This window comes from Rhodococcus sp. D-46 (genome assembly GCF_011290655.1).
Taxonomy (GTDB): domain Bacteria; phylum Actinomycetota; class Actinomycetes; order Mycobacteriales; family Mycobacteriaceae; genus Rhodococcus_F; species Rhodococcus_F qingshengii.
Genome location: NZ_JAANTF010000002.1, coordinates 127142 through 151378, shown reverse-complemented (window position 1 = coordinate 151378; position 24237 = coordinate 127142). Strand labels below are relative to the sequence as shown.

Annotated in this window: 23 protein-coding genes; 12 read left to right on the top strand and 11 right to left on the bottom strand. The window is 62.4% G+C overall.

Annotated features, from left to right (window positions below; translation table 11 throughout):
* The first annotated feature begins 29 nt into the window (after positions 1-29).
* Positions 30-2357: an EAL domain-containing protein gene (locus G9U53_RS05395; protein ID WP_042446441.1), complete on the top strand. Its 2328-nt coding sequence runs from the start codon at positions 30-32 to the stop codon at positions 2355-2357.
* Between the two features lies 1 nt (position 2358).
* Here the strand turns inward: G9U53_RS05395 and G9U53_RS05390 are convergent, their stop codons facing one another.
* Together G9U53_RS05390 and G9U53_RS05385 are read right to left on the bottom strand one after the other, a co-directional pair.
* Entirely contained in the window at positions 2359-3483 is a 1125-nt protein-coding gene (locus tag G9U53_RS05390; protein WP_063836244.1) for a GGDEF domain-containing protein, read from the bottom strand.
* 121 nt (positions 3484-3604) lie between these two features.
* The gene (locus tag G9U53_RS05385) at positions 3605-5044 is read right to left on the bottom strand and encodes an amino acid permease (protein WP_054187531.1); all 1440 of its coding nucleotides are present in this window, start codon (positions 5042-5044) and stop codon (positions 3605-3607) included.
* Positions 5045-5222: 178 nt separating this feature from the next.
* On the opposite strand from G9U53_RS05385, the gene G9U53_RS05380 reads away from it, so the two are divergent.
* On the top strand, positions 5223-6755 hold the full coding sequence (locus G9U53_RS05380; protein ID WP_230359179.1) for a PucR family transcriptional regulator: 1533 nt from the start codon (positions 5223-5225) through the stop codon (positions 6753-6755).
* Here the strand turns inward: G9U53_RS05380 and G9U53_RS05375 are convergent.
* The 3 genes from G9U53_RS05375 to G9U53_RS05365 form a co-directional block, all read right to left on the bottom strand.
* Complete coding sequence (locus G9U53_RS05375; protein WP_165638416.1) at positions 6731-8167, bottom strand: aldehyde dehydrogenase family protein; 1437 nt, start codon at positions 8165-8167, stop codon at positions 6731-6733. The genes G9U53_RS05380 and G9U53_RS05375 overlap by 25 nt on opposite strands.
* Positions 8164-9537 carry a 4-aminobutyrate--2-oxoglutarate transaminase gene (gabT, locus tag G9U53_RS05370; protein ID WP_165638415.1) on the bottom strand — a complete coding sequence of 458 codons (1374 nt, stop codon included), beginning with the start codon at positions 9535-9537 and terminating at the stop codon, positions 8164-8166. The genes G9U53_RS05375 and gabT overlap by 4 nt, the downstream gene beginning before the upstream one ends.
* Positions 9538-9655: 118 nt before the next feature.
* A complete protein-coding gene (locus G9U53_RS05365; RefSeq protein ID WP_165638414.1) occupies positions 9656-10462 on the bottom strand; it encodes an alpha/beta hydrolase in 807 nt (268 codons plus the stop codon).
* Between the two features lie 75 nt (positions 10463-10537).
* On the opposite strand from G9U53_RS05365, the gene G9U53_RS05360 reads away from it, so the two are divergent.
* Positions 10538-11299 (top strand): DUF2127 domain-containing protein, encoded by a 762-nt coding sequence (locus G9U53_RS05360; protein WP_003943067.1) that lies wholly within the window; start codon positions 10538-10540, stop codon positions 11297-11299.
* On the opposite strand, the gene G9U53_RS05355 is transcribed toward G9U53_RS05360, so the two are convergent.
* Positions 11283-12422 (bottom strand): cation:proton antiporter, encoded by a 1140-nt coding sequence (locus G9U53_RS05355; protein ID WP_030536077.1) that lies wholly within the window; start codon positions 12420-12422, stop codon positions 11283-11285. The two genes, G9U53_RS05360 and G9U53_RS05355, sit on opposite strands and share 17 nt — an antisense overlap.
* A gap of 7 nt (positions 12423-12429) precedes the next feature.
* Positions 12430-12888, bottom strand: coding sequence for a hypothetical protein (locus tag G9U53_RS05350; protein WP_223304555.1), 459 nt, complete (start codon positions 12886-12888; stop codon positions 12430-12432).
* A 149-nt stretch (positions 12889-13037) separates the two neighbouring features.
* Here G9U53_RS05350 and G9U53_RS05345 point away from each other — a divergent pair, with 149 nt between their 5' ends.
* Positions 13038-13484 (top strand): cupredoxin domain-containing protein, encoded by a 447-nt coding sequence (locus G9U53_RS05345; RefSeq protein WP_054187525.1) that lies wholly within the window; start codon positions 13038-13040, stop codon positions 13482-13484.
* Positions 13485-13580: 96 nt separating this feature from the next.
* Positions 13581-15356 carry a CocE/NonD family hydrolase gene (locus tag G9U53_RS05340; protein ID WP_333822365.1) on the top strand — a complete coding sequence of 592 codons (1776 nt, stop codon included), beginning with the start codon at positions 13581-13583 and terminating at the stop codon, positions 15354-15356.
* Between the two features lie 33 nt (positions 15357-15389).
* Here G9U53_RS05340 and paaI read toward each other — a convergent pair whose 3' ends face one another.
* From paaI to G9U53_RS05320, 4 genes are all read right to left on the bottom strand, one after another.
* A complete protein-coding gene (gene paaI, locus G9U53_RS05335; protein WP_165638554.1) occupies positions 15390-15758 on the bottom strand; it encodes a hydroxyphenylacetyl-CoA thioesterase PaaI in 369 nt (122 codons plus the stop codon).
* Positions 15759-15824: 66 nt separating this feature from the next.
* The gene (locus tag G9U53_RS05330) at positions 15825-16136 is read right to left on the bottom strand and encodes an EthD family reductase (RefSeq protein ID WP_007730606.1); all 312 of its coding nucleotides are present in this window, start codon (positions 16134-16136) and stop codon (positions 15825-15827) included.
* A gap of 6 nt (positions 16137-16142) precedes the next feature.
* Positions 16143-18185 (bottom strand): phenylacetic acid degradation bifunctional protein PaaZ, encoded by a 2043-nt coding sequence (gene paaZ / locus G9U53_RS05325; RefSeq protein WP_165638412.1) that lies wholly within the window; start codon positions 18183-18185, stop codon positions 16143-16145.
* 88 nt (positions 18186-18273) lie between these two features.
* Positions 18274-18885 (bottom strand): TetR/AcrR family transcriptional regulator, encoded by a 612-nt coding sequence (locus G9U53_RS05320; protein WP_007730612.1) that lies wholly within the window; start codon positions 18883-18885, stop codon positions 18274-18276.
* Between the two features lie 107 nt (positions 18886-18992).
* On the opposite strand from G9U53_RS05320, the gene G9U53_RS05315 reads away from it, so the two are divergent.
* From G9U53_RS05315 to paaD, 7 genes are all read left to right on the top strand, one after another.
* The gene (locus tag G9U53_RS05315; protein ID WP_165638411.1) at positions 18993-19721 is read left to right on the top strand and encodes an enoyl-CoA hydratase/isomerase family protein; all 729 of its coding nucleotides are present in this window, start codon (positions 18993-18995) and stop codon (positions 19719-19721) included.
* On the top strand, positions 19718-20575 hold the full coding sequence (locus G9U53_RS05310; RefSeq protein ID WP_007730617.1) for a 3-hydroxyacyl-CoA dehydrogenase family protein: 858 nt from the start codon (positions 19718-19720) through the stop codon (positions 20573-20575). The genes G9U53_RS05315 and G9U53_RS05310 overlap by 4 nt, the downstream gene beginning before the upstream one ends.
* A 27-nt stretch (positions 20576-20602) precedes the next feature.
* Positions 20603-21388 carry an enoyl-CoA hydratase-related protein gene (locus tag G9U53_RS05305; RefSeq protein ID WP_165638410.1) on the top strand — a complete coding sequence of 262 codons (786 nt, stop codon included), beginning with the start codon at positions 20603-20605 and terminating at the stop codon, positions 21386-21388.
* Between the two features lie 92 nt (positions 21389-21480).
* Positions 21481-22449 (top strand): 1,2-phenylacetyl-CoA epoxidase subunit PaaA, encoded by a 969-nt coding sequence (paaA, locus tag G9U53_RS05300; RefSeq protein WP_165638409.1) that lies wholly within the window; start codon positions 21481-21483, stop codon positions 22447-22449.
* Positions 22446-22763, top strand: a complete 318-nt coding sequence (gene paaB / locus G9U53_RS05295; protein WP_007730622.1) for a 1,2-phenylacetyl-CoA epoxidase subunit PaaB — start codon at positions 22446-22448, stop codon at positions 22761-22763. The genes paaA and paaB overlap by 4 nt, the downstream gene beginning before the upstream one ends.
* Positions 22764-22791: 28 nt before the next feature.
* On the top strand, positions 22792-23709 hold the full coding sequence (gene paaC / locus G9U53_RS05290; protein WP_165638408.1) for a 1,2-phenylacetyl-CoA epoxidase subunit PaaC: 918 nt from the start codon (positions 22792-22794) through the stop codon (positions 23707-23709).
* Positions 23710-23774: 65 nt separating this feature from the next.
* Positions 23775-24233: a 1,2-phenylacetyl-CoA epoxidase subunit PaaD gene (gene paaD, locus G9U53_RS05285; protein WP_047269445.1), complete on the top strand. Its 459-nt coding sequence runs from the start codon at positions 23775-23777 to the stop codon at positions 24231-24233.
* Positions 24234-24237 lie beyond the last annotated feature (4 nt).

The following is a 24237-nucleotide window of genomic DNA, read 5'->3' as shown; positions in this document are numbered from 1 at the left end:
GCCTGCGCAGATGTCGGGATGCCTCGCTGATGAGCCGTCCGAGTCGATTGGGCAGGCAAGATCCTGCTTCGGAGGCCGACTGCAACAGCCTGTTTCGCCGTCAGATAGACGAAGCTGCAGCCGTCGCGCCGTTCGCCAATCTTGCGTACATGGCGAGTTTGGTCGTGATTCTGACCTACACCGTCCCGCCCGGACGTCAGACGCTCAGGTGGTTGGGTGGCGCCCTCATCTTTCTCGTCCTCGCGAATTCGATCCGAGTATGGATTCCCCTTCGCTGGCGGCCGTCGAAGCACACCCCGCGCTACGACTACGTGGGTCTGCTCGTCGAAGTGATCGTGGTCGCGACCCTCGACGTCACACTTTTCGCTCTGCTCTTTCACGACATGGACGTCTTCCGCGACTTGGTTCTGATCGCGACGATGGCCGGGATCATGGGCGCCGGGACCGTGACGTTCTCGAGTCTGAGATCGGTGAGCCTGACCTGGATCTACATTCACGGCCTCGGCGTCTTCACTGTTCTCGTCGTCCACGCCGAACCCCACTTTCGCATACTTGCGATTCAGTTGTGCATCTACATGTTTGCGCTCACCGTAGGGGCGGTCTATCTGTCGGCCTCTTTCCAGAGACGTTGTCTCGCAGAGTTTCAGGCGGAATCCGAGCGTCAGACTGTGGCGTTGTTGCTCGACGGTTTCGAGGGCGGTTCCCGCGACTGGCTGTGGGAGTGCGACACCAACGGCCGGTTCTCCCACACCTCGGCACGTCTCGCCGAGGTCGCAGGTATGACGGTGGACGAGTTGCAGCAACTCACCTTCGGACAACTCCTCACCAGACTCCAGATCGCATCGAGTCCGGAGGGGCGTGCGGCCGCGGCCCAGATGATCGACAAACTCGAATCGAGTGCTCCCTTCCGGGACACTGTCGTGCCGGTGCATGTCGACGGTAGGCGACGCTGGTGGTCTCTTTCCGGCAATCCACGGGTCCTCGAATCCGGCGTGATTCTGGGTTGGCGCGGTGTCGGTTCCGACATCACGGAGAGGTATGTCCACGAGCAGGAGATCCTTCGCCTTGCGGCCACCGACTCGTTGACCGGGTTACCGAACCGTCGTGCGTTCGGAGTGGCGCTCGAGGAAGCGATCGATTCCCGCGCGCCGGAGAAGCAGGTTCTCGTCGGGATTCTCGACCTCGACAACTTCAAATCGGTGAACGACACCCTTGGCCATCCGATCGGGGACCAATTACTTCTCGAAGTCACGAAACGCCTTCGCGACGTGATCGGTTCGGACATGTGCTCGCGGATGGGCGGTGACGAATTCGGGCTGATCGTCTGCACCTCTTCGCGCGACGATCCCGGTGTGATCTTCGATCGGTACCTGGAAGTGCTGCACGAACCATTCTTTGTCGAAGGCAATCGGATCGAAGTGCGGGCCACGATCGGTTACTCGAGCGCGCCCGAGGATTCGACGGACGCCGACGGATTGGTGATGCTGGCGGATCTCGCTCTGTACGAGGCGAAGTCGACGGGACGCAATCGAGTGGGTAAGTTCTCACCGCTGCTGCGGGCGAGGGCATCGGCGCGGGCGACGGCGTTGCACGAGCTGGACAGAGGGATCGAGGAAGGGCAGTTCGATCTCCATTACCAGCCTCAGGTCGACACTCAGACCGGTGAAGTGGTGGCCTTCGAGGCTCTTCTTCGGTGGAACCATCCCAGCCGCGGCCTCATCGGGCCCAGCCAGTTCATCTCGGTGGCGGAGGAAACCGGAATGATCATTCCCCTCGGCGCGCAGGCAATGGCGATGGCGACCGCCGCTGCTGCGGGGTGGCCGACCGGAATTGGCGTCTCGGTCAACGTTTCACCAGTGCAGTTGGTGTCGCGAGAGTTCGGTGCGATGGTGAAGAAAGCGCTGACGGATTCGGGCTTGCCTCCGCAACTGCTGCAGCTCGAAATCACCGAGACAGGTGTTGTGGACGATCGCGCGATCCGGGATCTCTACAAGCTGCGTGAGCTCGGGGTCACCGTCGCACTCGACGATTTCGGCACCGGCTATTCGTCCTTCGCCACGCTCCAGAGACTTCCAATCGACGTTCTCAAGATCGATCGCATGCTGGTCACCGACTCGGACGATCCGAAGATGTCCGTGGTGAAGTCCATTGTCGAATTGGCCGCGGCCCTCGGTATGAAATCGTTGGCCGAGGGCGTGGAGACCATCGAGCAGTTCCGCCGCGTCCAGTGGGTCGGGTGTGACCTGGTCCAGGGTTACCACATCAGCAAGGCTCTGACCGCTGAGCGCGTCGATGTGTATCTTGCCGCGACGGACACGGAAACTGGGCGCAGCGTCCACCCACTTACGTGGCTGTGAATCAGATCTGAGCCGAGCGGATCGTATTACCGCCCGCCGCCTTCGCTTGATACATCATCGAATCCGCGACATTTGTCGCCGCCAGGATTGCGGAAGCACCGCCGCTCCACGCCTTCGATTCGGCGGTCATCATCACCGCTCCGACGCTCACCGTTGTGGGGATCGCGTCGGAACAATCCGACAGCGCCGCGTTTATCCCTTCGATCAACAGGGTTGTCGATTCGGGATCGCCGGCGATGACGGCCAGGTATTCTTCCCCGCCGGTTCGAGCGATGACTCCGCGTTCGCCGAGATGTGTGCTCAATCGGTTCGCGGTTCTCCTGATGACATGATCGCCTTCGGCATGACCGTGAAGATCATTCACCGTTTTGAATTTGTCGATATCGACGACGATGAAGGCGAGAGATGAAGAATCGTCTCGGGCGCTCTCGAAGAGATCGCCGACTGCCCCTTCCAGCCCCCGACGGTTGAACAGTCCGGTGAGGGGATCCCGGTCCGAATACTGGGCATCGCGGTAGAGAGTGCGCCAAGTCAGGTGCGCAAAAATGGGAACGAGTGTGACAGCTCCGAAAAGAACGGTGCCGCGGGCCAGAAGCGTCGTGATATCGACGTCGCCTTCCATATATGCAAGAACGAAAACGGTAGTCGTGACGGTCGTCGACCAAACGACATGAGCGACAAGCCACTTTGCGCTGACAAAAAGCGTCGCAAAGGTTCCGGTGACCGCGAAGACGATGCAACCGAACGTCCCGGACGAGCGATCCGGCACCAGGAGGACGGCAGCCGCGATCCCGAGATCTGCGAATATTCCGAATGCAAGCAACCCCCGGCGTCCGGGAAACGGTTGTGTGAACCAGCATGCGGCGATTCCCACACACGTACAGATCATGAAAATCGAAAGAGCTTTGCCGGGGGTGGTCGGCGGCGTATCCGGACCGATCAATTTGTAGAAAGCGGACAGTCCGAAGATGATCGTCATCATTCCGAGCAAGGTTCGGAAGATCGGAATGATTGCCCGGCCGGACCTCTGGTGCTTTATCCACTCGTAGTCGTGTGGTTCGTTGAACCATTCGTGAAGTGTTCGCCAAGAACTGTGCCCCTCGGAGGCGATGACAGGGCTCGGCATGCTGTCCATTTTGCCTTGAATTTAGGTAAAGAGAAAATCTATGTTCGACCGCTTCCATCGGATCGGCTCTTTTCGGGGAAGAGGTTCAATTATCGAGTCGAGTGCTTACTCGATGCTTGTTTCAAGCCTTCTTCGAACTGCTGTGTGCGTTGTTCGAGCCGGTCGCGAACGATACGACTTTTCGCGTACGAGACTTTCTCACGCCGTAAGCGGCGAGGATGACCCCCAGCGCGACCAGGCTTTGGACGAATTCCGCGCGCGTGGGTTCGTTGAGCCCCATTCCCACCAGGATCACGAGAATCAGACCAGTGACCACTATCGGCAGGCCGGGATACAACCAGACACGGAATTTCAGAATCTCGGGGCTTTCGCGTTCCCATCGGCGTCGGAGGCGTAGTTCGGATACACAGATCAGGATGTAAACGAACAAGCAGATCGCGCCCGACGAATTCACGAGGAACAAGAAAATCGTATCCGGCCAGATGTAGCCGGCCGCGATACAGAAGTACCCGGCCACGGTGCAGGCGAGTACGCCCTTCACCGGCACGCCGCGGCTGTTGGTCCGTGTCATCCAGGCCGGCGCGTCGTTGTAGACGGAGAGTGCGAAGAGCATCCGCGACGCCGTGTACAGGCCGGAATTGAGGCAGGACAGCACCGCGACCAGAACCACGAGATTGAGAATGTCGGCGGCGCCGGGAATTCCGAGCAGGTCGAGTGCGGAGATGAACGGAGAATCGCCGACGACGAACGAATCCCACGGCAGCATCGTCACGAGGAGGAAGGTGGCGACAACGAAGAAGGCGAGAATGCGGAAGACGACCGTGTTCGTGGCCCGCCTGATCGCTCCGGCAGGTTCGGCGGATTCCGCTGCGGCGATCGTGACAAGCTCGGCTCCGGTCATGGAGAAGATCACGGCGACAACGCCCACCAGTACGGGGGTGAAGCCGTTCGGCAGAAATCCTCCGTGGCCGGTCAGATTGCTGAAATCGACTTCACTGCCGGGCCAGATGCCGAAGACGAACAGACTGCCGAGCACGATGAAGCCGATGATGACGGCGACCTTGATACCCGCAAACCAGTATTCAGCCTCGCCGAAGTTGCTGACGGAGAGAAGATTGACCCCGGTCATCACCAACAGGAGTACCGCTGACATGAGCCAGAGCGGGACACCATGGATCCACCGGGAGAGCAAGGTTGCTCCGACGACGGATTCGATGCCGACGACGATCACCCAGAAATACCAGTAGAGCCAGCCAGTGGTGAAACCCGCCCAGTCGCCCAACGCCATGCGGGCGTATTCGGTGAACGATCCCGTACACGGCTTGGCCACGGCCATTTCGCCGAGCATGCGCATCACCAGGAACACGATGATGCCGCAGATCGCGCACGTGATGACTGCGCCGGGGCCCGCCTGGTTGATGATTCCGCTCAGCCCGACGAAGAAACCGGCGCCGATGACGCCGCCCATGGAAAGCATGGTCAGGTGACGCTTCTTCAAGCCTGTTTTGAGTGTCGAATGAACGCTGGCGGCTTCGGCTGTTTCGGTGCTGCTGTCGGGCATCTGGGCTCAGCTCCTATTGCATGACGCGATCAGTTCTTTCGGAGAGACGCTAAGCTCATCGTGTGATCCAGAACATGGACTTGATGTACAAATCTGAACTGGAAACTGTCAGTTCTGTCCACTGCCCATTTATCCACTGCCTTTCCATTCACTGCCTTCGGAGGTTCCGGTAATGCCGATGACTGTCCGGCGCCTGGCGGCCACCACTTCGCTCGGCCTCGCGATCGTTGCCGGTCACGACGACGTGGATCTGTCGATCAGCTGGGCGCACGCAATCGAATTGCAGGATCCGACTCGTTGGCTCGCCGGTGGAGAGCTTGTCATGACGACGGGGCTGCACCTACCACGTTCGGCGACAAAGCAATACGAGTACGTCGAGCGCATCGCGCAGACCGGTGCGGTGGCACTGGCGTTCGACACCGGCACCGTGCACGAAAGGGTGCCGGACGCGATCATCAGGGCCGGCGACGAACTGGGTTTTGCCGTGCTTTCCGTCGCCAAGGAGACGCCGTTCATCGCCATTTCGCGGGCCGTGATCGACGAACTGACCGCCGACCAGATACGAACGGTGCAGGCGGTGGTCGACGCGCAGGAGAAGTTGGCGCGTGCTCTGCTCGACGGGGTGCCGGCTCTGATCACTGCCCTGGGTCGAGCCGTTCACGCAGCAGTCTGTGTTCTCGATCGGGACGGCGCGGTGCTGGCTCTGACGGAAGGTGCGAGTTCGTCTCTGCCCGAACGTATCAGGGAGCGATCAGGTAAGGAGCGCAGCCGGATCGTGGTGGACGACGACGGTCACCTGGCCATTCACCGCCTTGCTGTGAGCGGCACGCTGGCCGTGGCGTCCGACGCCGCCTTGGATCAGTCCGAGCGATTGTTGGTGGGCCACACGGTGTCGCTGTTGACCATCGAGCTTGCCAAGCCGTTGCGGGTTGTCGATGCCGAACAGCGGCTGAGGTTGGCCGTTACGACGATGGTGCGCCAGGCCGGCGGTGACGTCGACGAAAGTCTGTTGCGGTACTTCGGATTCGAATCCGAAACCACGGTGGTGGCAACTGCCTTGACCGATGTCGGACCTTTGCTTGCGGCCACCGACATCACTTCAGCGGCCCTGGAAGAAGAGTCGGTGCCGTACCTGTTGGCCCCGCTGAATGACGGAACCGGTGTGTGGTTCGTCGTGAAAAGTGAAGTTGCGGAGAAGGTCACGCGCAGTGTGTATGCGAGAGTGCGGGAGAATTCACGCCGGAGTATCAACGGTGGAATCGGTGGCGTCCGGCCGATGAGCGGTGTAGCAGCCAGTCTGCGCGAGGCCGTCTCTGCTGCCAAAGTGGGGCAGGTCGAAGGGCACACGCTCGTTCCGTTCTCGGAACTCGGGACTTTCAGTCTCTTGTTGAGTGTGCAGTCGAGCGATGTTCTGCAGTCGATCGCGGCCGGCGGTCTCGGTGTGCTGGAAGGCTACGACGCCGAGAACGGTTCCCGTCTGGTGGACTCGATCGAAGCGTTCCTGCACCACAATGGTCAATGGGAATCCGCTGCAGCGCAATTGGGTGTTCACCGGCACACGCTGCGTAATCGCATGGACAAGGCTGCCGAGTTGATCGGGAGAGATCTCGATTCCGCCCACACCCGGTCCGAGTTGTGGATCGCACTCAAAGCTCGTGAACTGCTGCAGGCGGAATCGAATTCAGATCACGCTCGGCCGCCCCTGAGATAGACGGTGGTGGTGTGAGTGAAGAACTCTCGCGCCGCGTCGCCTTGTTCCTTGGGGCCGTATCCACTCCTCTTCGCGCCGCCGAAAGGTACGTGGGGATCAGCGCCCGCCGATTCCGAATTCACGTGCAGGATCCCCACGTCCAGATCGTCGATACCGGCCAGTGCACTGGTCAGGTCTTGCGTGAACAATGCTGCGGACAAACCGAATTCGCCCTCGTTCGCCAAGCGGAATGCGTCTGCGGTTGTTGCTACCCGCTGCACCGCCAGTACCGGGCCGAAGAGTTCCTCGAACCACAGTTCGGTGCTCGACGGTAGTTCCAGCACTGTCGGTTGGACGTAGTAGCCCGACTGCGGCGCTTCGGCGGTGGCCACAACCCTGGCGCCGCCGCCGACGGCTCGATTGATCCCCCCGATGATCGACTGCTGCGCGTATGCGCTGACCACGGGACCTGTCGTGACGTCGGGATCGAGTGGATCTCCGACTCTCAGTTGCTTGACTTCAACGGTCAGCCTGGCCAGGAATTCCTCGGCGATGGATTCATGGAGTACCAGACGTGAAGTGGCCGTGCATTTCTGGCCGGTTGACCGGAATGCACCCAGCATGACCTGCTCGACCGCAAGCTTGAGATCTGCGTCGGCAAGTACGACGGCTGCGTTCTTTCCACCCATTTCCGCCTGTACCGGAACTCCGCGCGCCGCAGCAGATCCCGCGATCTTTCGGCCGACGCCGGTGGAACCGGTGAAGGTGACGGCGTCGAGGTCCGGGTGATCGACCAGCGCTTCACCGGCCGCGCTGTCGGCGAGGATCATGTTCAGGACTCCGTCGGGTAGGCCCGCTTCGGTCAGTGCCTGCGCGAGACGGAAGGCCAGAAGGGGCACCGCGGCAGCCGGTTTCCAGACGACGGTGTTTCCGTACACCAAGGCAGGCGCAATCTTCCATGCCGGGATCGCGATCGGGAAGTTGAACGGCGTGACGACGCCTACCACTCCGAGAGGTTTGCGAGTGACGAGAATCTGCTCGCTGCTACGTGGGGAGGAATACATCGTTCCGGTCTCGCGGTCGGCGGCGTTGCCGTAGTAACGCAGAATCTGCGCTGCGCGGCGCACCTCTCCGATACCCTCGGCCAGCGTTTTCCCTTCTTCGCGGGTGAGTTCTTCGCCCCAGGCCTCAGCGTTGGATTCGATGATTTCCGCTGCGCGAGTGAGGTATGCGCCGCGTGCGGACATCGGCAGGCGGGCCCAGTCGTTCGCGGCGATGCGGGCGACGCGAACACCGGTCGCCATTTCGGAGGCACCGGCGCGGCCTCCGGTGGCGACAACCTCGTCGGGACGGGCCGGGTTGGTGTCCGTCAGTGTGCCGTCGCTGCCCGTGACCCAAGCTCCGCCGATCAAGCTGCGCACTGCGACGCTCATCGGACTGCGGCCACAGCGTCGCGAAGAATACCGAGTCCTTCGGTCAGCAACTCGTCGGAGATGCTCAGCGGCGGGAGGAAACGGACGACGTTTCCATAGGCGCCGGCGGTGAGCAGAAGGAGACCGTGTGTGTGGGCGTAGCTGACGATCTGGGCGACGGCCTCGCGATTCGGAGCCTTGTCCTCGTCGTGGACGAGTTCGATTGCAATCATGGCGCCGCGTCCGCGAATGTCGCCGATTATGTCTGTGTCCGAAGCGATTTCGGACAAACCTGTGGTCAGGATGTCGCCGATGTCCTTGGCGCGGTCGAGGAGCCCTTCCATCTCGATCGTCTCGAAAACTGCCAGGGCGGCCTCGCAGGCAACGGGATTGCCGCTGTACGTACCGCCGATACCACCGGGATGCGCGGCGTCCATGACGTCGGCACGGCCGGTCACGGCGGCGAGTGGCATTCCGCCGGCGAGACCTTTTGCGGTTGTGATGATGTCGGGGACGAAGTCCTCACTCTCGCTGGCGAACCAGGATCCGGTTCGTGCGATACCGGTCTGGACCTCGTCCGCGACGACGAGAATGCCGCGCTCACAGCAGAATTCCGAGATTCGCTTCAGGAATCCCGGAGCGGGAACGATGAAACCGCCCTCACCCTGAATCGGTTCCACGACCACAGCGGCTACCGATTCGGCGCCGATCTGAGTGTCGATCGCAAGACGGAACTGGGCGAATGCTTCGTCGGCCGCGTTTTCGGGGCCGCTCGGCCAACGGTAGGGGTATGCCATCGGAACCCGGTAGACCTCTGGTGCGAACGGGCCGAATGTGGCCTTGTACGGCTGGTTCTTGGCTGTCATCGTCATGGTCATCAACGTGCGACCGTGGAATGCGTGGTCGAAGACGACAACTGCCGGGCGACCGGTGGCGGCACGTGCGTATTTCACGGCGTTCTCGAGCGCTTCGCTGCCGGTGTTGAACAGCGCTGTTCGCTTCTCGTGATCTCCCGGGGTCAGGCGGTTGAGCGCTTCGCAGACCTCGAGGTACCCCTCGTAGGGGTTTGCGAGGAAACACGTATGGGTGAACTGACCGAGCTGGCGCGTGGTGCGTTCGACCACGCGCGGCGCACTGTTTCCGACGGTGGTCACGGCGATGCCGCTGCCGAAGTCGATGAACGAGTTGTCGTCGACGTCGACGACAACTCCTCCGCCCGCTGCGGCAACGTAAATGCTGGATCCGCTGGTCAGCCCGGCCGGCAGTGCGGCGCTCCGGCGCTTTGCCAAAGCGCGCGAGTTGGGGCCGGGCACTTCGGTGACGAGGCGTCGTATCTGGGGAAGGGTCGGTCCACCGATGCACGTTTCCGTGCCGTGCTCGAGAATGGTCATCGCAGTGCCTCCAGTCGTTTTCCGAACTGTAGGACGGCGATGAATGATCCGGACATGGCCGGATTGTCGAGTGGCTTCTATCTCATAGGACGCCGCGTCCAGCAGGTTGTCCAGCAGGTTACTGTGCGAAACTGCCGAGGAATCGTTGCAACAGTCGGTTGTACACCTCAGGGGCTTCCCAGAACGCTGCATGCCCCACACCGGGAATCACGTGATACGTGCCCTCCCAGAGATTCGCGAAGGTCAACGACGCGACATACGACGTGTTCACGAACGGGTCCTCGGCGCCGTCGATCACCGCGAGAGGCACAGACGCCGTTGCAACCAGAGCCTTCTGATCCGATTCGCGGCCGGCGCCGAATGCGTCGAACATGATCTTGCGAGCGCGTCCGTCCGTGCGTATCGCGGCGTCGAGGGCAGCCTGCTCGAAGGGAACGGCGGTCATTCGTGCGTAGAGTTCGGCTTCTTGCGCGGTGATGACCTCGGTGCCGCCGATGGACAATCCGTCGCCGGCATTGAAGGCGTCGCCGAGCGTCTCGGGATTTGCCGGCGGCGTACCGGTGATGACGATTCCGGTGAGCCCGGGGAATTTCGCGATCAACTCGAGAGCGATGTGTCCGCCGAGCGACCAGCCGACGACAACGGCTCTTTCGACGCCGAGTTCGGTCAGAACATCGACGATGGCGTCGGCGTAACCGTTCTGCGTGTATGCGGCTTCGGGATCGCTCGCGTCCTCGGAGTCGCCGTGGCCGAGTAGGTCCAGAGTGATCATGCGGTAGTCGCCGGCCCAGTCGGCGTCGACCTGATGACGGAAGATGGAGCGGCTGGCCGAGTTCCCGTGGATGAAGACAACCGGAAAACCGTCGGTGGCACTGTCGTCGACTGCCATGACGCCATGCCGGGTTTCGATCTTGGTGGTTGTCATCGGAATCCTCATCGTTCGAAGTGCACGGTCAGCGGGTATCCACGCTACCGGGCATATGCGGCATAGAGTTCACCCGTGGACTTCGCATTGCGCTCGTGCAGTTGGCACGGTCACGAGACCTACGCTCCGGACGAACCGGAACTGCGGGATCGACTACATGTGGATACTGCGGTGGGTCAGGCATGGCGGTGCCTACGTTGCGGCAACTTCGTCCCGGGAGCGCCCCGAGCATCGGGACCGGCGGACGCCGCCCCCGAGGTTCCGCGGGGGAGGCTGCTTCGCGACCGGTTGATCATGCGACTTCTCGCCACCGAGAGAATGTTCCGCGCTCTGGGTTTGGTTCTTCTGGCGATCGGTGTGTTCGAACTGAGATCGTCGAAGGGTCGCGCTGAGGACGCCTTCGAGAACGAATTGCCGTTGATCAGGCCACTTGCCCGTCAATTGGGCTGGAACATCGACGATTCCAAACTGGTCCATCACATCGAGCAGGCGTTTTCGTTGTCCGCTACGACGCTCACCTGGATCGCAGTCGGGCTGTTGGTCTACGCCGGCCTTCAAGTGATCGAGGCAGTCGGCCTGTGGATGGTCGAACGCTGGGGCGAGTACTTCGCGGTGGTGGCGACCAGCTTGTTCCTGCCCCTCGAAATCTACGAATTGACCGAGAAGATCACGTGGTTGAGGGCCGGGTTGCTGCTGGTGAACATCGCTGCCGTCGTGTGGCTGATCTGGAGCAAGCGACTCTTCGGTGTCCGCGGCGGCGGCGCGGCGTATCACGCCGAACATTCGGAGGAGAGCTTGCTGACGGTGGAGAGGGCCGCGGTCAAGCAGGCTTCGTGAGACCAGCTTTCGACGCGGCAGCACCCGCCAGCGTTGCTGCACCGATCGTGATCATGGCGGCGAGGAGGATGGCTGCGGGTTCACCGTCGCCCATCACCCCCAATTGAGTGCCCACCGTAACTGCGGCAACCGGTACTCCCAGTTGTGCGGCGGACAGCACGCCGAGAGGGAGCGGGAGACCGAGGGCGCGTATCGCGGCGTGAACCACGAGAGTTGCTCCGCCCAAGACCAATCCGAGCCAGATGGCGGACGGATGGGTGACGAGGTCGCGCAGATTGATCGCCGCTCCCAACCAGACGAAGAAGAGGGGAGCGAAGAAGCCGTCGGTGATGGCGAAGAGCTGTTTGGCGAGGCGGCGGGGTTCACCGATCGCGGCAAGAACGAGCCCGAAGGCGAAGCCCGCGAGCATGATCGACACGTGAGTGCTCGACGCCAGCGCTGCCAGAGAAAAGAGGATCACCAGATTGATCCGGAGTTCGAGTGCAAACTTTCGTTTCTCCGAGAATTTGTGGAGCCTTCGCCAATGGCCGGACCGGTGGAAGGCTCGCAGTACGAAGAACAAGGCAACCGCACACGCCGCCACAGCCAGTGCGCCGACACCGGCACGAGGGGCATTGTCCGGATCGATCACCAAAGGCAGCGCAACAATGCAGACGGTGTCCGCGATCGCGACCTGGGCAGTCATCTGCAGAACCGAGGTTCCACCGAGCCCCAGCGAATCGACGATGGGGAGAATCAACGCCGCGGACGACGACGCGATCAGGACCGCGTACAGCGCGGCGTGACCGGTGCCGAATGCCGTCGCCGCACCGTAGCCGGCAACAACCGACAGAAGTCCGACGACAACCGAGCGAACGGCACCCTTGCCGATTGCCGCACGGACTGCCGGATCGCGAACCGGGACGTGTGAGCCGGCCACCATCATCGTGAGCGCGAATCCGATATCGGCCAGGAACGTGAAAGTCTGGTCCGAAGAGTCGAGCAGCCCGAAACCGGTGACACCGAAGACGACGCCCGCGGCAAGTTCGCCGACCACCACGGGGACATGCCAGCTGACGCGAGCGCCGAGCAGCGGGCCGAGAATGCCGGCCAGCGCGACGAGGGCAAGGATGCCGAAGGTCATCGACGACCTACGACGTCACTGTCGAGGGAGCGATCTTTGCAGGGATGCCGGTGTTCTCGTCCACGTGGTAGCTCGCACACACACGGTGGTAGCCGTCGGCGATCTGCGCCGGTACTCCGGCGCGGAAGTCTCCCTGCACCAGCAGGATCGGCGACAGCGCGATCCCCTTGCGGATCTTCAACAGGTCGGCAGCCACGTGTGGGTTGTCGACCGGAAGCAGAGGGAGCCCAGCAGCCCGCAGGATGTCCTTGGCCTTCTTCGAGACCAGCGTCGCCGTCTTGAGGGCGTACACGAGAGCTTGGACCTGAACCGGCGTCGCGCCCAACTGGAGGTAATCGCGGGCTGCCGGGTAGTCGTGCTCGTCCGGCAGGTCCTTCCAGAGGACTGCGGGCGCCTTCGCCGCGGGTGCTTTTGACGCTACCGGCGCCTTCGTCTTGGCTGCCTTCGACGTTTTGCTCTTGGCCATCTGTGCTGTTTCCTTCAGTGTCGGTCCGCGAGTGGAGCTGGTGCAGAAATCGTGCACTATCAGCGCCGCAGGCACCACATCGGAGCTGTTTGGCCCCCTAGGCGGCGGGTAATCAGCAGACTGCGGGGGAACGAGCAGGAGGCGAAGCAATGAAGCGGATTCTCGCAGTGCTCGCAGCGCTGATCCTGGCGGTGTTCGCACTGACCGCGTGCAGTGACAACAACGATTCGTCGGACAACGATTCGGCCGATCACGACGGCATGGCGATGACCAGTATGCCGATGACCAGCATGCCGACCAGTATGTCGATGCCGAGCATGCCTCTGGGTATGTCGACGCCGGGAGCGTCGTCGATGGGAATCGTGATCAGCGGCTTCGAGTATTCGACACCGGAGTCGGTGATGCCTGGTCAGGTACTGACCATTCAGAACAACGACACCGTCGAACACTCGGTCACGTCCGATACGGCAGGACTGTTCAGTGAGGACATCGAGGCCGGCGAGACGGAAACCATCACGGTGCCGAACGAGCCGGGAACGTACACGTTCCACTGCACCTATCATCCGAGCATGCGCGGCACCTTGACGGTCAAGTAGAGGTCGGCTCGGTCTGGCGTGACTTTCGCGAGAAAACGTTGGCGGCACGCGCCGGATTGAGCTGGTGGAGAACAGATCCGGGTGTACGGTTTTCAGGTGCGCCGGAGAATTGCGATCAGTGTCGTCACGCTCGTGGTTTGCGCCCTCGGCTTTTCGCCGCCGGCGCTCGCGGATTCACCGAACGGCTCGTATTCGTCACAGCTGCTGTACTTCTCGGTCGATGTCGGGCCTGAACTCTCGACGCCGTGCACCGTCGTCGGTGAACTCTTTGTTCCCGATGGTGTCGACGCTGACAACCCAGCTCCCGCGATCCTGACCACCAACGGGTTCGGCGGTTCGTACAAGGACCAGATTCCTGCCCTGCAGAACTTCGCCGAGAACGGGTATGTCGGACTGACGTATTCGGGATTGGGTTTCGGCGGCACGAGTTGCAAGATCACCCTCGACTCTCCCGCATACGACGGTGTCGCCGCTTCCCAGTTGGTCAGCTTCCTCGGCGGCCAAGAAGGGATTGCCTTCACGGATCAGGCTCTGACGCAGCCCTATCCGGCGCTCACCGCGGTGGTTCAGGACTCCGTCGATCACACCGGTGCACCGTCGACGAACGACCCGCGGGTCGGAATGACGGGTGGCTCTTACGGCGGCGGGATTCAATTCGCCGCCGCGAGTGTCGATCCCCGTATCGACACGATCATCCCCATGATCACCTGGAACGATCTCTCGTATTCTCTGGCGCCCAACAGCACCGGGATCATCTCCGGAGTGTCGACTGCGGAGCCGGGAGCCGCGAAGGTGCTCTTTGCATCGCTGCTCTTCGGCGCGGGCATCGCGAATCCCGGTGTGGACGGTTACATCGCAGATCCCGCACGGCTACCCGGCTGCCCGAACTACGTCCCTTACATGTGCAACGCGATCGCCGAGGCGGTGGTGACCGGCGACATCGGACCGCAAGTAGTGAGTGAGCTCCGAGCGTCGTCGGTCTCGTCGTTCGTCGACCGGATCAACATTCCGGTACTGCTTGCTCAGGGGCAACAGGACACCCTGTTCGATCTGAACGAGGCAACCGCGACTTACGACGCGCTGAAGGATCGTGGCGTCGATGCCAAGATGATTTGGCATTCGTGGGGGCACAGCCACTTGGCCGCTGCGCCGGGCGAGTTCAGCTTCTCCGCACCCGACGAGGATACCCAGTACGAGACCGGTCGCTTCATGGACTGGTTCGATCACTACCTCAAGGACGAGAACACGGAGACCGGCCCGGAATTCGCGTATTTCCGCAACTGGATCGACTACGAGGGAAACGCGGCACCGGCCTACGCGACGTCCGACACCGTCGATGTCGGGACCGCTCGCGCCTTCCATCTGTCCGCCGACGGGGGACTGCTACCGGACGGCACGCCGGTGATACCGGGTTCGAAGACGATCGTCACCGCACCGGCTGGGCTGCCGACGGGCGTAGAGCCACTCAATATCAATCCGGCCGGAAACATTCCGAATGCACAGATTCCGGGAACCGAGGCGCTCTGGACCGCTGCGCCGATGACCGAGGCGATGGACGTGGTGGGAGCCCCCACTGTGACGCTGCGTGTTGCGGCGCCCGGACAGCCGGTGGTGTTCGCGAAACTCTACGACGTGGCTCCGGACGGAACTTCCTCGCTGATCAACGGACTCATCGCGCCCATACGCATCAGTGATCCGTCGCAGCCGGTGCCGGTGACGATGCCGGCGATAGTGCACCGATTCGAGCCAGGGCATTCCGTGCGTCTCGCGATCACCGGTGGCGACATCAGTTTCCGTGGGGGATTGCAGGGCATGCCGGTGACGATCTTCGCCGACGGGTCCGGCCCCCTCGAACTTCCCGTCGTGGGCTGATACACCGTGGGCTGATACACCGTGGGCTGAATTTCAGCGGGTGATGGTTCGACTGTCGCCGCGGAACTCGGCCACGACGGCGTCGCCATTGCGAACGGTCACGTCGTAGATCCCACTTCGGCCGCCTCGAGCCTTCTCGGTGGCGATCGCGGTCAAGGTGTCGCCCAGACGGGTCGGACGCAGAAATCTGATGTCCGCGCGCGCTGCAACGGCTGAATCCTCGTAGCCGTTGCAGGCGAGCGCAAACGCGGTGTCCGCGAGCAGGAAAACATAACCGCCGTGTGTGATTCCGTGACCGTTCACCATGGTTTCGCCCACGGTGACGGTCACGGTTGCGCTACCGGGCGCCAGCTCGGAAATCTCGATACCGAGTGCCTGCGATGCCTGGTCCGCGTCGAACATCTCTCTGGCGGTGATGCTTCCTGTACTCACGAGACAACTCCTGTGTGATCGGGAAATTGCAGGGGTCTAGAGGACCGAGACAACTTCCTGGACATACATGTCGACCGTGCCGGTGGCAAAGTTTGCGACATCTTTTCCAGCGGCGCCCATCTCCGGGGACTTCAGGCCGCTCTGCATAGTCTCGAGATCGGGAAACTCGAGGTTGGCGACGGCATAGAAGACTGGATCGGAGCCGTCCAGCGTCGAGCACTTGCTGAACGTGAAGTCCGAGAGCCCTGGCACTGCGCTGGCGAGCGGGACGTGGATCTCGTTGTAGTACTTGTCGAAAGCCTCCGGATCGGTGGGGCGTCCGTAACACACTGCTACTCGATAGGTCATGTGCTTTCAATTCCCTTCGGGGCGAGTCTTGGCTACCAGAGTCAGGACGTCGTATGTCGCGACCGGATCGTTGTCCTGGTTCGTCACCACGGCGTCCCAACGAACCTCACCGTAGTCGGCGCTGCTGCGAGGTGTGATGGTCTTGGCTGTGAGGGTGACCGTCAGGCTGTCTTCGGCTTTGACCGGAGTCAGGAACCTGAGGCTGTCCACGCCGAAGTTCGCGAGAACCGGGCCGGGAGCCGGGTCGACGAACAGGCCCGCAGCGAGTGAGACAACAAGATAGCCGTGCGCGACGATGCCGCCGAAGAGTGGATTCGCCGCAGCGGCCACCGGATCGGTGTGAGCGTAGAAGGTGTCACCGGTGAACTCTGCAAAATGATCGATGTCTGCGAGTGTGACCTGGCGCGGACCGCCGACAACAGTGTCACCGATCTTCAACTCGGCGAGACTCTTTCGGAATGGATGTTCGGATCCGGTCGTGCGCTGCGATCCGGTGAACCAGCGCTCGCCGACTGCGGTGAGGACGTCGGGTGTGCCCTGTACGGCGGTCCGCTGCATGTGGTGCAGAACTCCGCGGATGCCACCCAGCTCCTCACCGCCGCCGGCACGGCCGGGACCGCCGTGTACGAGGACTGGAAGGGGAGAGCCGTGGCCGGTGGATTCCTTGGCGTCGTCGCGGTTCAGCACGAGCACTCTGCCGTGAAAAGCTGCGAGACCCAGCACCAGTCGACGTGCGATGTCGCTGTCGGCAGTGACCACCGAGGCGACGAGGCTTCCCTCGCCACGGGCCGCGAGTTCGATCGCATGATCGATGCCGTCGTATCCGATGACGGTGCTGACGGGTCCGAAGGCCTCCAGTTCGTGTACCTCGTGCGCATTCTCTTCCGCCCGGAGAAGGACTGGGGAAAGGAAGGCTCCTGACTGGCCGTCGGCACCGACCACGTCGACGTTGTCCGGGTCTCCGAATACGATAGTTGCCGACTTCGTCAGACCGCGAATGGATTTCAAGACCTCGTCACGCTGTTCGATGCTGGCGAGAGCTCCCATAGTGACGCCATCAGCATCGGGGTGTCCCACGACCACTTTGTTCAGTCGCTCGGATGCGGCATCGACAACGGCGTCGACCAGCGAGAGCGGGACCAGGGCGCGCCGGATCGCCGTGCACTTCTGGCCCGCCTTGACCGTCATCTCGGTGACGAGTTGTTTGACGTACAAATCGAATTCGGGCGTTCCTGGTACGGCGTCCTCGCCGAGGATCGACGCGTTGAGTGAATCGGCTTCGGCATTGAAATGGACGCCCTTGCCGACGACGTTCGGGTGAGCACGCAGCGTTGCCGCGGTGTCGGCGGATCCGGTGAATGCCACTGAGTCCTGCCCGCCGAGGTGATCGAGGAGGCCGCGTGCACTACCGGAGAGCAGTTGGACGGAACCCTCTGGGAGCAAGCCTGACTCGATGATGCGCCGGAAGACGAGTTCGGTGAGATATGCCGTGGAACTGGCAGGTTTGACGATGGACGGCACCCCCGCGATGAATGCCGGTGCCAGCTTCTCCAGGAACCCCCACACCGGGAAATTGAAGGCGTTGATCTGCACGGCGACGCCGCGACGTGATGTATAGATGTGTTGCCCGAGGAAGGTTCCGCCCTTGCCGAGAGGCTCGACGTTTCCGTCCAGAAAGACTGTGCTGTCAGGCAATTCGCGCCGAGCCTTGCTCGCGTAGCTCAGCAGGGTCCCGAATCCGCCGTCGATGTCCACCCCGGAATCTCGCATCGTCGCACCGGTGGCAGTGGAGAGTGTGTAGAACTCGGCTTTTCCTGCCATCAACGTGAGGGCGAGAGCCTTGAGCGCGCCGGCACGTTCGTGGAAGGTCATCGCGGACAGTGCAGGCCCGCCGACCTCGCGGGCGTACGTAACCATCTCGGCGAGGTCGATGCCGGTTGCGGAGATCCGGGCCACCTCCGATCCGTCCACTGCGCTCGGCAACGGGGTACCTGCGTCCGGTGCGGCGTACCACTGACCGGCCACATAGCTTTCCAACAGTCTGCTCACGACAACTCCATCTCACCGTACGTTCGGTCGGTAATTACGATCGCCCGGTAACGCCGCGTTGTCAAGGATTCGGCAGAACTGCCTGGAGTCAGGCCTTGCGAAGTCCGTCGAAAGTGACGGCGACGACCGCGTCGGCGATGTCGGAGACGGACTCACCCGCTCGGGGTTTGTACCACTCGATCAGTGAGTTGACGGTGCCGAACATCAGCTTGCTGGCGAGGGCTGGTTCGATGTCCGGGCGCAAGTCTCCCTCCGCTGCGGCGGACGCGACGAGACCTCCGACGAAGTTGTCGAATTCGCGTCGACGAGCCAGCGCGGCGCGCTCGACCGTCGTGTTGCCGCGGACGCGCAGGAGCAGGGTGACGTATGGAAGCTCTGCGACCAGCACCTCTACGCTGCGCCGGACCAGGTATTCGAGCCGGTCGATGTACGGACCGGTGGTGGCGCCCTCTTCGGTCGTGACCGCAAACAGGGCGTTGAGTGCACGCGAAAGGGCGAGTTCGAGAAGTTCTGACTTTCCGGACACATGGTGGTAGATCGAGGACTTCGTGATGCCGAGTTTCTTGGCGAGCACCTCCATGCTGGCGCCGTCGTAGCCCTTGTCGTTGAACACCTTCACGGCCACGGCCAGGAGCGAATCGAGGTCGTAGCCGGGACGTCCGGGGAGGCCGGTGCGTCGAGTGGGGCGTGCCGTAGTCATGTCCCCATCTTCTCAGTTCGGGCAAAGCTGTGCACCATCCTCGTTCTCACCCTTGCCAAACGACCGAATGTTCGGTTACTAATGGAGAAGAGCGAGAAGGAGCGAATGTGAACACCCTGCACGTGGACGAGCGCGAGGATCGCGTCGTGGTCACCCTCGACAGGCCCGCGCAACGCAATGCGATCAACGCGGAAATGATCGACGAACTGCATCAGGTTTGTGGACGCCTCGAACGGGATCCGAAGCTGCTCCTGCTTGCGGGGCGCGGCGACCACTTCGCAGGCGGCGCTGACATCGCGGAGCTCCGAGAGCGCGGACGAGAGGAAGCGTTCGCGGGTATCAACCGCACGCTGTTCGACCGAATCGGAAAGCTCCCGCTTCCCACCGTGGCCGCCGTGAGCGGCTACGCGCTCGGCGGTGGGGCAGAGTTGACCTACGCCTGCGACATTCGCATCGCGACAACGACGGCGGTCTTCGGGAATCCGGAGCCCAATCTCGGCATAATGGCAGCCGCCGGCGCCAGCTATCGATTGCCGAAGCTCGTCGGCGTCTCGATCGCGAAGCAGGTGCTCCTCGGTGCCAGGAACCTCGACGCCGAGCAGGCGCTACGAGCGGGCCTGGTTGTCGAGGTAACCGAACCGAACTGCCACGTCGACGCAGCGCATCGGCTGCTCGACCGCATTTTCCGACTGTCCCCGCTGGCACTGCGATTGACCAAGATCATCGTCGATGCGCCGGGATCGCATCCGTTTGCCGACGACATCGCCCAGGCCGTCCTGTTCGAGAGTTCGGACAAGCGCGATCGCATGACGGCCTTCCTGGAGAAGAAATCATGACTGAAGCAGTTGCACCGAAGACCGTCGGAGTCATCGGCGGTGGACGCATGGGTGCGGGTATCGCCCAGGTGTTCGCCAGTCTCGGCGGGGCGGTCACCATCGCGGAGAGTGGCGACACCGCGGCCGCGTTGCAGCGTGTTTCCGCCGGCCTCGACAGAGCTCACGAGCGAGGGAAACTCGACGACCAGGACCCCGCGACGGTGCTGGCGCGCGTGAGCACCGTGGACGCAGTGACCTCGTTGCCACCGTCGCTCGACCTGATCGTCGAGGCGGTCCCGGAAATTGCGGCCCTCAAGGTCGAGGTGCTCGCCGCTGCGGAAACCGTTGCCGGAGAAAGCACCGTGATCGCCAGCAACACCAGTTCCATGTCGATCGCCGAACTCGGCGCAGCGCTGACGGATCCGGGCCGGTTCATCGGTATGCACTTCTTCAATCCAGTCCCGGCGTCGCTGTTGGTCGAGATCGTCCGGGCGCCTCAGACCCGCCCCGAGGTTGTCGACTCGGTACGAGCATGGGTGTCGATGCTCGGCAAAGCCGAGGTGCTCGTCAACGACTCACCTGGTTTTGCAACCAGCCGGCTTGGTGTCGGTCTCGGGCTCGAAGCCATCCGCATGCTCGAAGAGGGTGTGGCGGACGCGGAATCGATCGACCGAGCAATGGAATTGGGGTATCGGCATCCGATGGGCCCGCTGCGTTCGACAGATCTGGTCGGGTTGGATGTGCGCCTGGCGATCGCCGAACACCTCGCGAGCACGCTCGGTGATCGATTTGCACCTCCAGCACTGCTGCGAGAGAAGGTGGCTCGCGGCGAGTTGGGGCGCAAGACGGGACAGGGTTTTCACACATGGAGCTGAACCGAACTGCCTGCGAAAGGAACACCGATGACTGACGTGATTCGCTTGGAGATCGAGCGAGGTTTGGTGACAATCACTCTCGACCGACCTGAGGCCGCCAATGCCGTCAACGGCGAAATGAAGTCTCAGCTGCTCGAAGCGCTGCTGCAGGTCCACGCGGATGCAGAGGTTCGAGCGGTGTTGATTCTCGCCGAAGGCAAGAACTTCTGCGTCGGTCAGGATCTGGGCGAGCACGCCGCAGCGTTGGATGCTGATCCTGCGCACGCGATGGATACCGTCGAGGCGCACTACAACCCCATCGTCACGGCGCTGTCGACGCTCTCTGTCCCGGTGGTGGTGGGTATCGGCGGAGCCTGCGTCGGGGCCGGGTTGGGAATCGCGTTGGCCGGAGACATCCGTGTCGTGGGGGCTCGCGCGAGCTTTGCGACGGCATTCACCGGCATCGGTCTGGCCAGTGACTCCGGGCTCAGTCATGCGCTCGTGCACGCGCTCGGACCTAGCCGCGCCGGTGGCCTGATGTTGCTCGGCGACAAGTTCGACGCGCAGAGCGCGCTGGAGTGGGGCTTGGTTCATCGCGTGGTGGCCGACGAGGACGTCGCAGCTGAGGCTCGGGTACTCGCGCGTCGGCTTGCCGACGGACCCACCGCGGCCTTCGCCCACGTGAAATCGCTGATCCGTGCCGTTGCTCCTGGGCTTTCCCAGACGCTGGCGGCCGAGGCGAACGCACAGGTGGAGCTGGGTTCCACGGCAGATCATCGAGGCGCAGTCACGGCTTTCCTGTCGAAGCAGAAGCCGGTTTTCGAGGGCCGCTGATTTCTGGTGCGGCGAAAGATTCTCTTGTGTGCTGGGACACCTCGGTGCATACTAGTTACCAACCGATCATTCGGTAATAAAAGGTAGGTACGATGACCAACGTGGAAGCTCCACAAGACCTGCAGAACCTGTTCGACGAGACGATCGCGGCAGACCAGCGCATCGAGCCTCGCGACTGGATGCCGGACGGCTACCGCAAGACTCTGATCCGTCAGGTTGCCCAGCATGCGCACTCCGAAATCATCGGAATGCAGCCCGAGGGAAACTGGCTCACCCGTGCGCCTTCGTTGCGACGCAAGGCGATCTTGATGGCGAAGGTCCAGGACGAAGCCGGGCACGGTCTGTATCTCTACTCCGCGGCCGAGACGCTCGGTGCCGATCGTGGCGATCTGACCACCAAACTGATCGAGGGAAAGCAGAAGTACTCCTCGATCTTCAACTATCCGACGCTGACATACGCCGACGTGGGTGTGATCGGCTGGCTGGTCGACGGAGCTGCTATCTGCAATCAGGTTCCGCTGTGCCGCAGCTCCTTCGGGCCGTATGCGCGCGCGATGATCCGTGTGTGCAAAGAGGAATCGTTCCATCAGCGGCAAGGCTTCGAACTGTTGGCGACGATGATGTGCGGCACGGAAGCTCAACGGGCAATGGTGCAGGAAGCCGTCGACCGATGGTGGTGGCCCGCTCTGATGATGTTCGGACCGCCGGACGACGAATCGCCGAACACCGAGCAGTCGATGAAGTGGCGCATCAAGCGGCACACGAACGACGAACTGCGGCAACGATTCGTGGACATGTCGATACCGCAGGCCGAGATACTCGGTGTGACCTTCCCAGATCCCGACCTGCGCTGGAACCCCGAGCGTGGCGCACACGATTTCGGCGAGCCGGACTGGAGCGAATTCATGGACGTGGTCCGCGGCAACGGAGCGGCGAGCGTCGAGCGGATCACCAATCGGAAAGCCGCACACGACAACGGGGCCTGGGTTCGCGACGCCGCGTACGCCTTTGCACAGCGCGAGAGACTCGCGCACGATCGCACGACTGGGGAAACATCATGAGCGAGAACGATCAGGTACAGCGCGATCAGGTGCGGGGCGAATGGCCTTTGTACGAGGTGTTTCTGAGGGGAAAGCGCGGACTGAACCACGTGCACGTCGGATCCCTGCGCGCGGCAGACGATCAGATGGCCCTACGCCACGCGCGCGACGTCTACACCAGACGTAACGAAGGCGTGAGCATCTGGGTCGTGCCGTCAGCGAACATCGTGGCTTCGAGTCCGGCAGAAAAGGATCCGTTCTTCGCGCCGAGCGGCGACAAGGTCTACCGGCACCCGACTTTCTACGACATCCCGGACTCCGTTCCGCACATGTGAGAATCACTTCGACTTCGAGGACCAACAGATGAACGATCACGACAGTGCCTACGACGGCCTGGTCGACGGCGACGGCCACGGTCAGTGGGCGTTCGGAACCAGCTTCGACGACCCCCTCGCCGGAGTCGACACCACGGTGCCGGATGACGTCGATCTCGGTGCGCTGGCGCACTACTGCCTCATGCTCGGCGACGACGCGCTCGTCAGTTCGCAGCGCCTCGCCGAATGGTCTACGCGGGCACCGGAACTCGAAGAAGAGGTAGCTCTCGCGAATGTCGGTCTGGATCTGATCGGACAGGCCAGGCTGCTGCTGGCTCGCGCGGCAGCAGCCGATTCCACTGTCGTTCCGTTCATCTCGGACACGTCGCCGGTGCCGGCTGAAGATGCGCTTGCCTTCTTTCGTGATCAGTTCGGTTTCCGCAACGTGAGACTGGTGGAGCTCGCCAACGGCGACTTCGCGCACACGGTCGTTCGGCTACTCGTGTTCTCGACCTGGCGGCTGGCGCTGTTCGATCGGCTCCGCACATCGCGGGACCCGGTCCTCGCGGCCGTGGCGAACAAGGGCGTCAAAGAACTGACCTACCACCGCGACTACGCGGCAAGATGGGTCGTCACGTTGGGCGCCGGCACGGCAGAATCCAAGCGTCGGACTGCCGCGGCCCTGCTCGAGATCTTCCCGTTCGTGGACGAACTCTTTGTTCCCACCCAGGACGAACTCGTTTTGGCAGAAGTTGGCGTCGGAGTGGATCCGCGTACTGTTCGGCCGGAGTTCGACGCTGTTCTTGCCCAGGTCCTCCATGCAGCCGAAATGGAAGAGCCCCCTTCGCGTTTCTCCGGTTTCGTCGGCGGCCGCGGCGGGCGTGCCGGACTGCACACCGGGGCACTGGGGCTACTTCTCGCCGAAATGCAGAGCGTCGCTCGGGAGCATCCGGAAGGGGCGTGGTGACCGTGACTGCCGCTACCGTCTCTTCCGCTACTGTCTCTTCGGCGCAGGAGATCGTCGCCTCGGTGATGGATCCGGAGATGCCACTGTTGACCTTGGCCGATCTCGGCGTCATCCGATCGGTCGACGTCGAAGCGAACTTGGTCTGTGTGACAATCACTCCCACCTATTCCGGGTGTCCGGCGATGGCGACGATGCGAGACGACATCGAGCACAAGCTGACCGACGCGGGGTACGGCAGCGTCCAGATCAAGACTCAACTGTCGCCGCCTTGGAGTTCGGATTGGATCAGCGAAGAGGGGCTCGCGAAACTTCGGACGGCCGGGTACTCGGTGCCGGGGGCCGCGCCGCGTCGCACCTCCGGCCCGATCGCCTTGACCTTGACGGCCAAGCCGCGCGACATCCTGTGCCCCCAGTGCGGTTCGGCAAACACCAGACTGAGTTCGGAATTCGGTGCGACCCTGTGCAAAGCGCTCTATCGCTGCCTCGACTGCCTCGAGCCGTTCGATCACGTGAAGGAGATCTGAACAG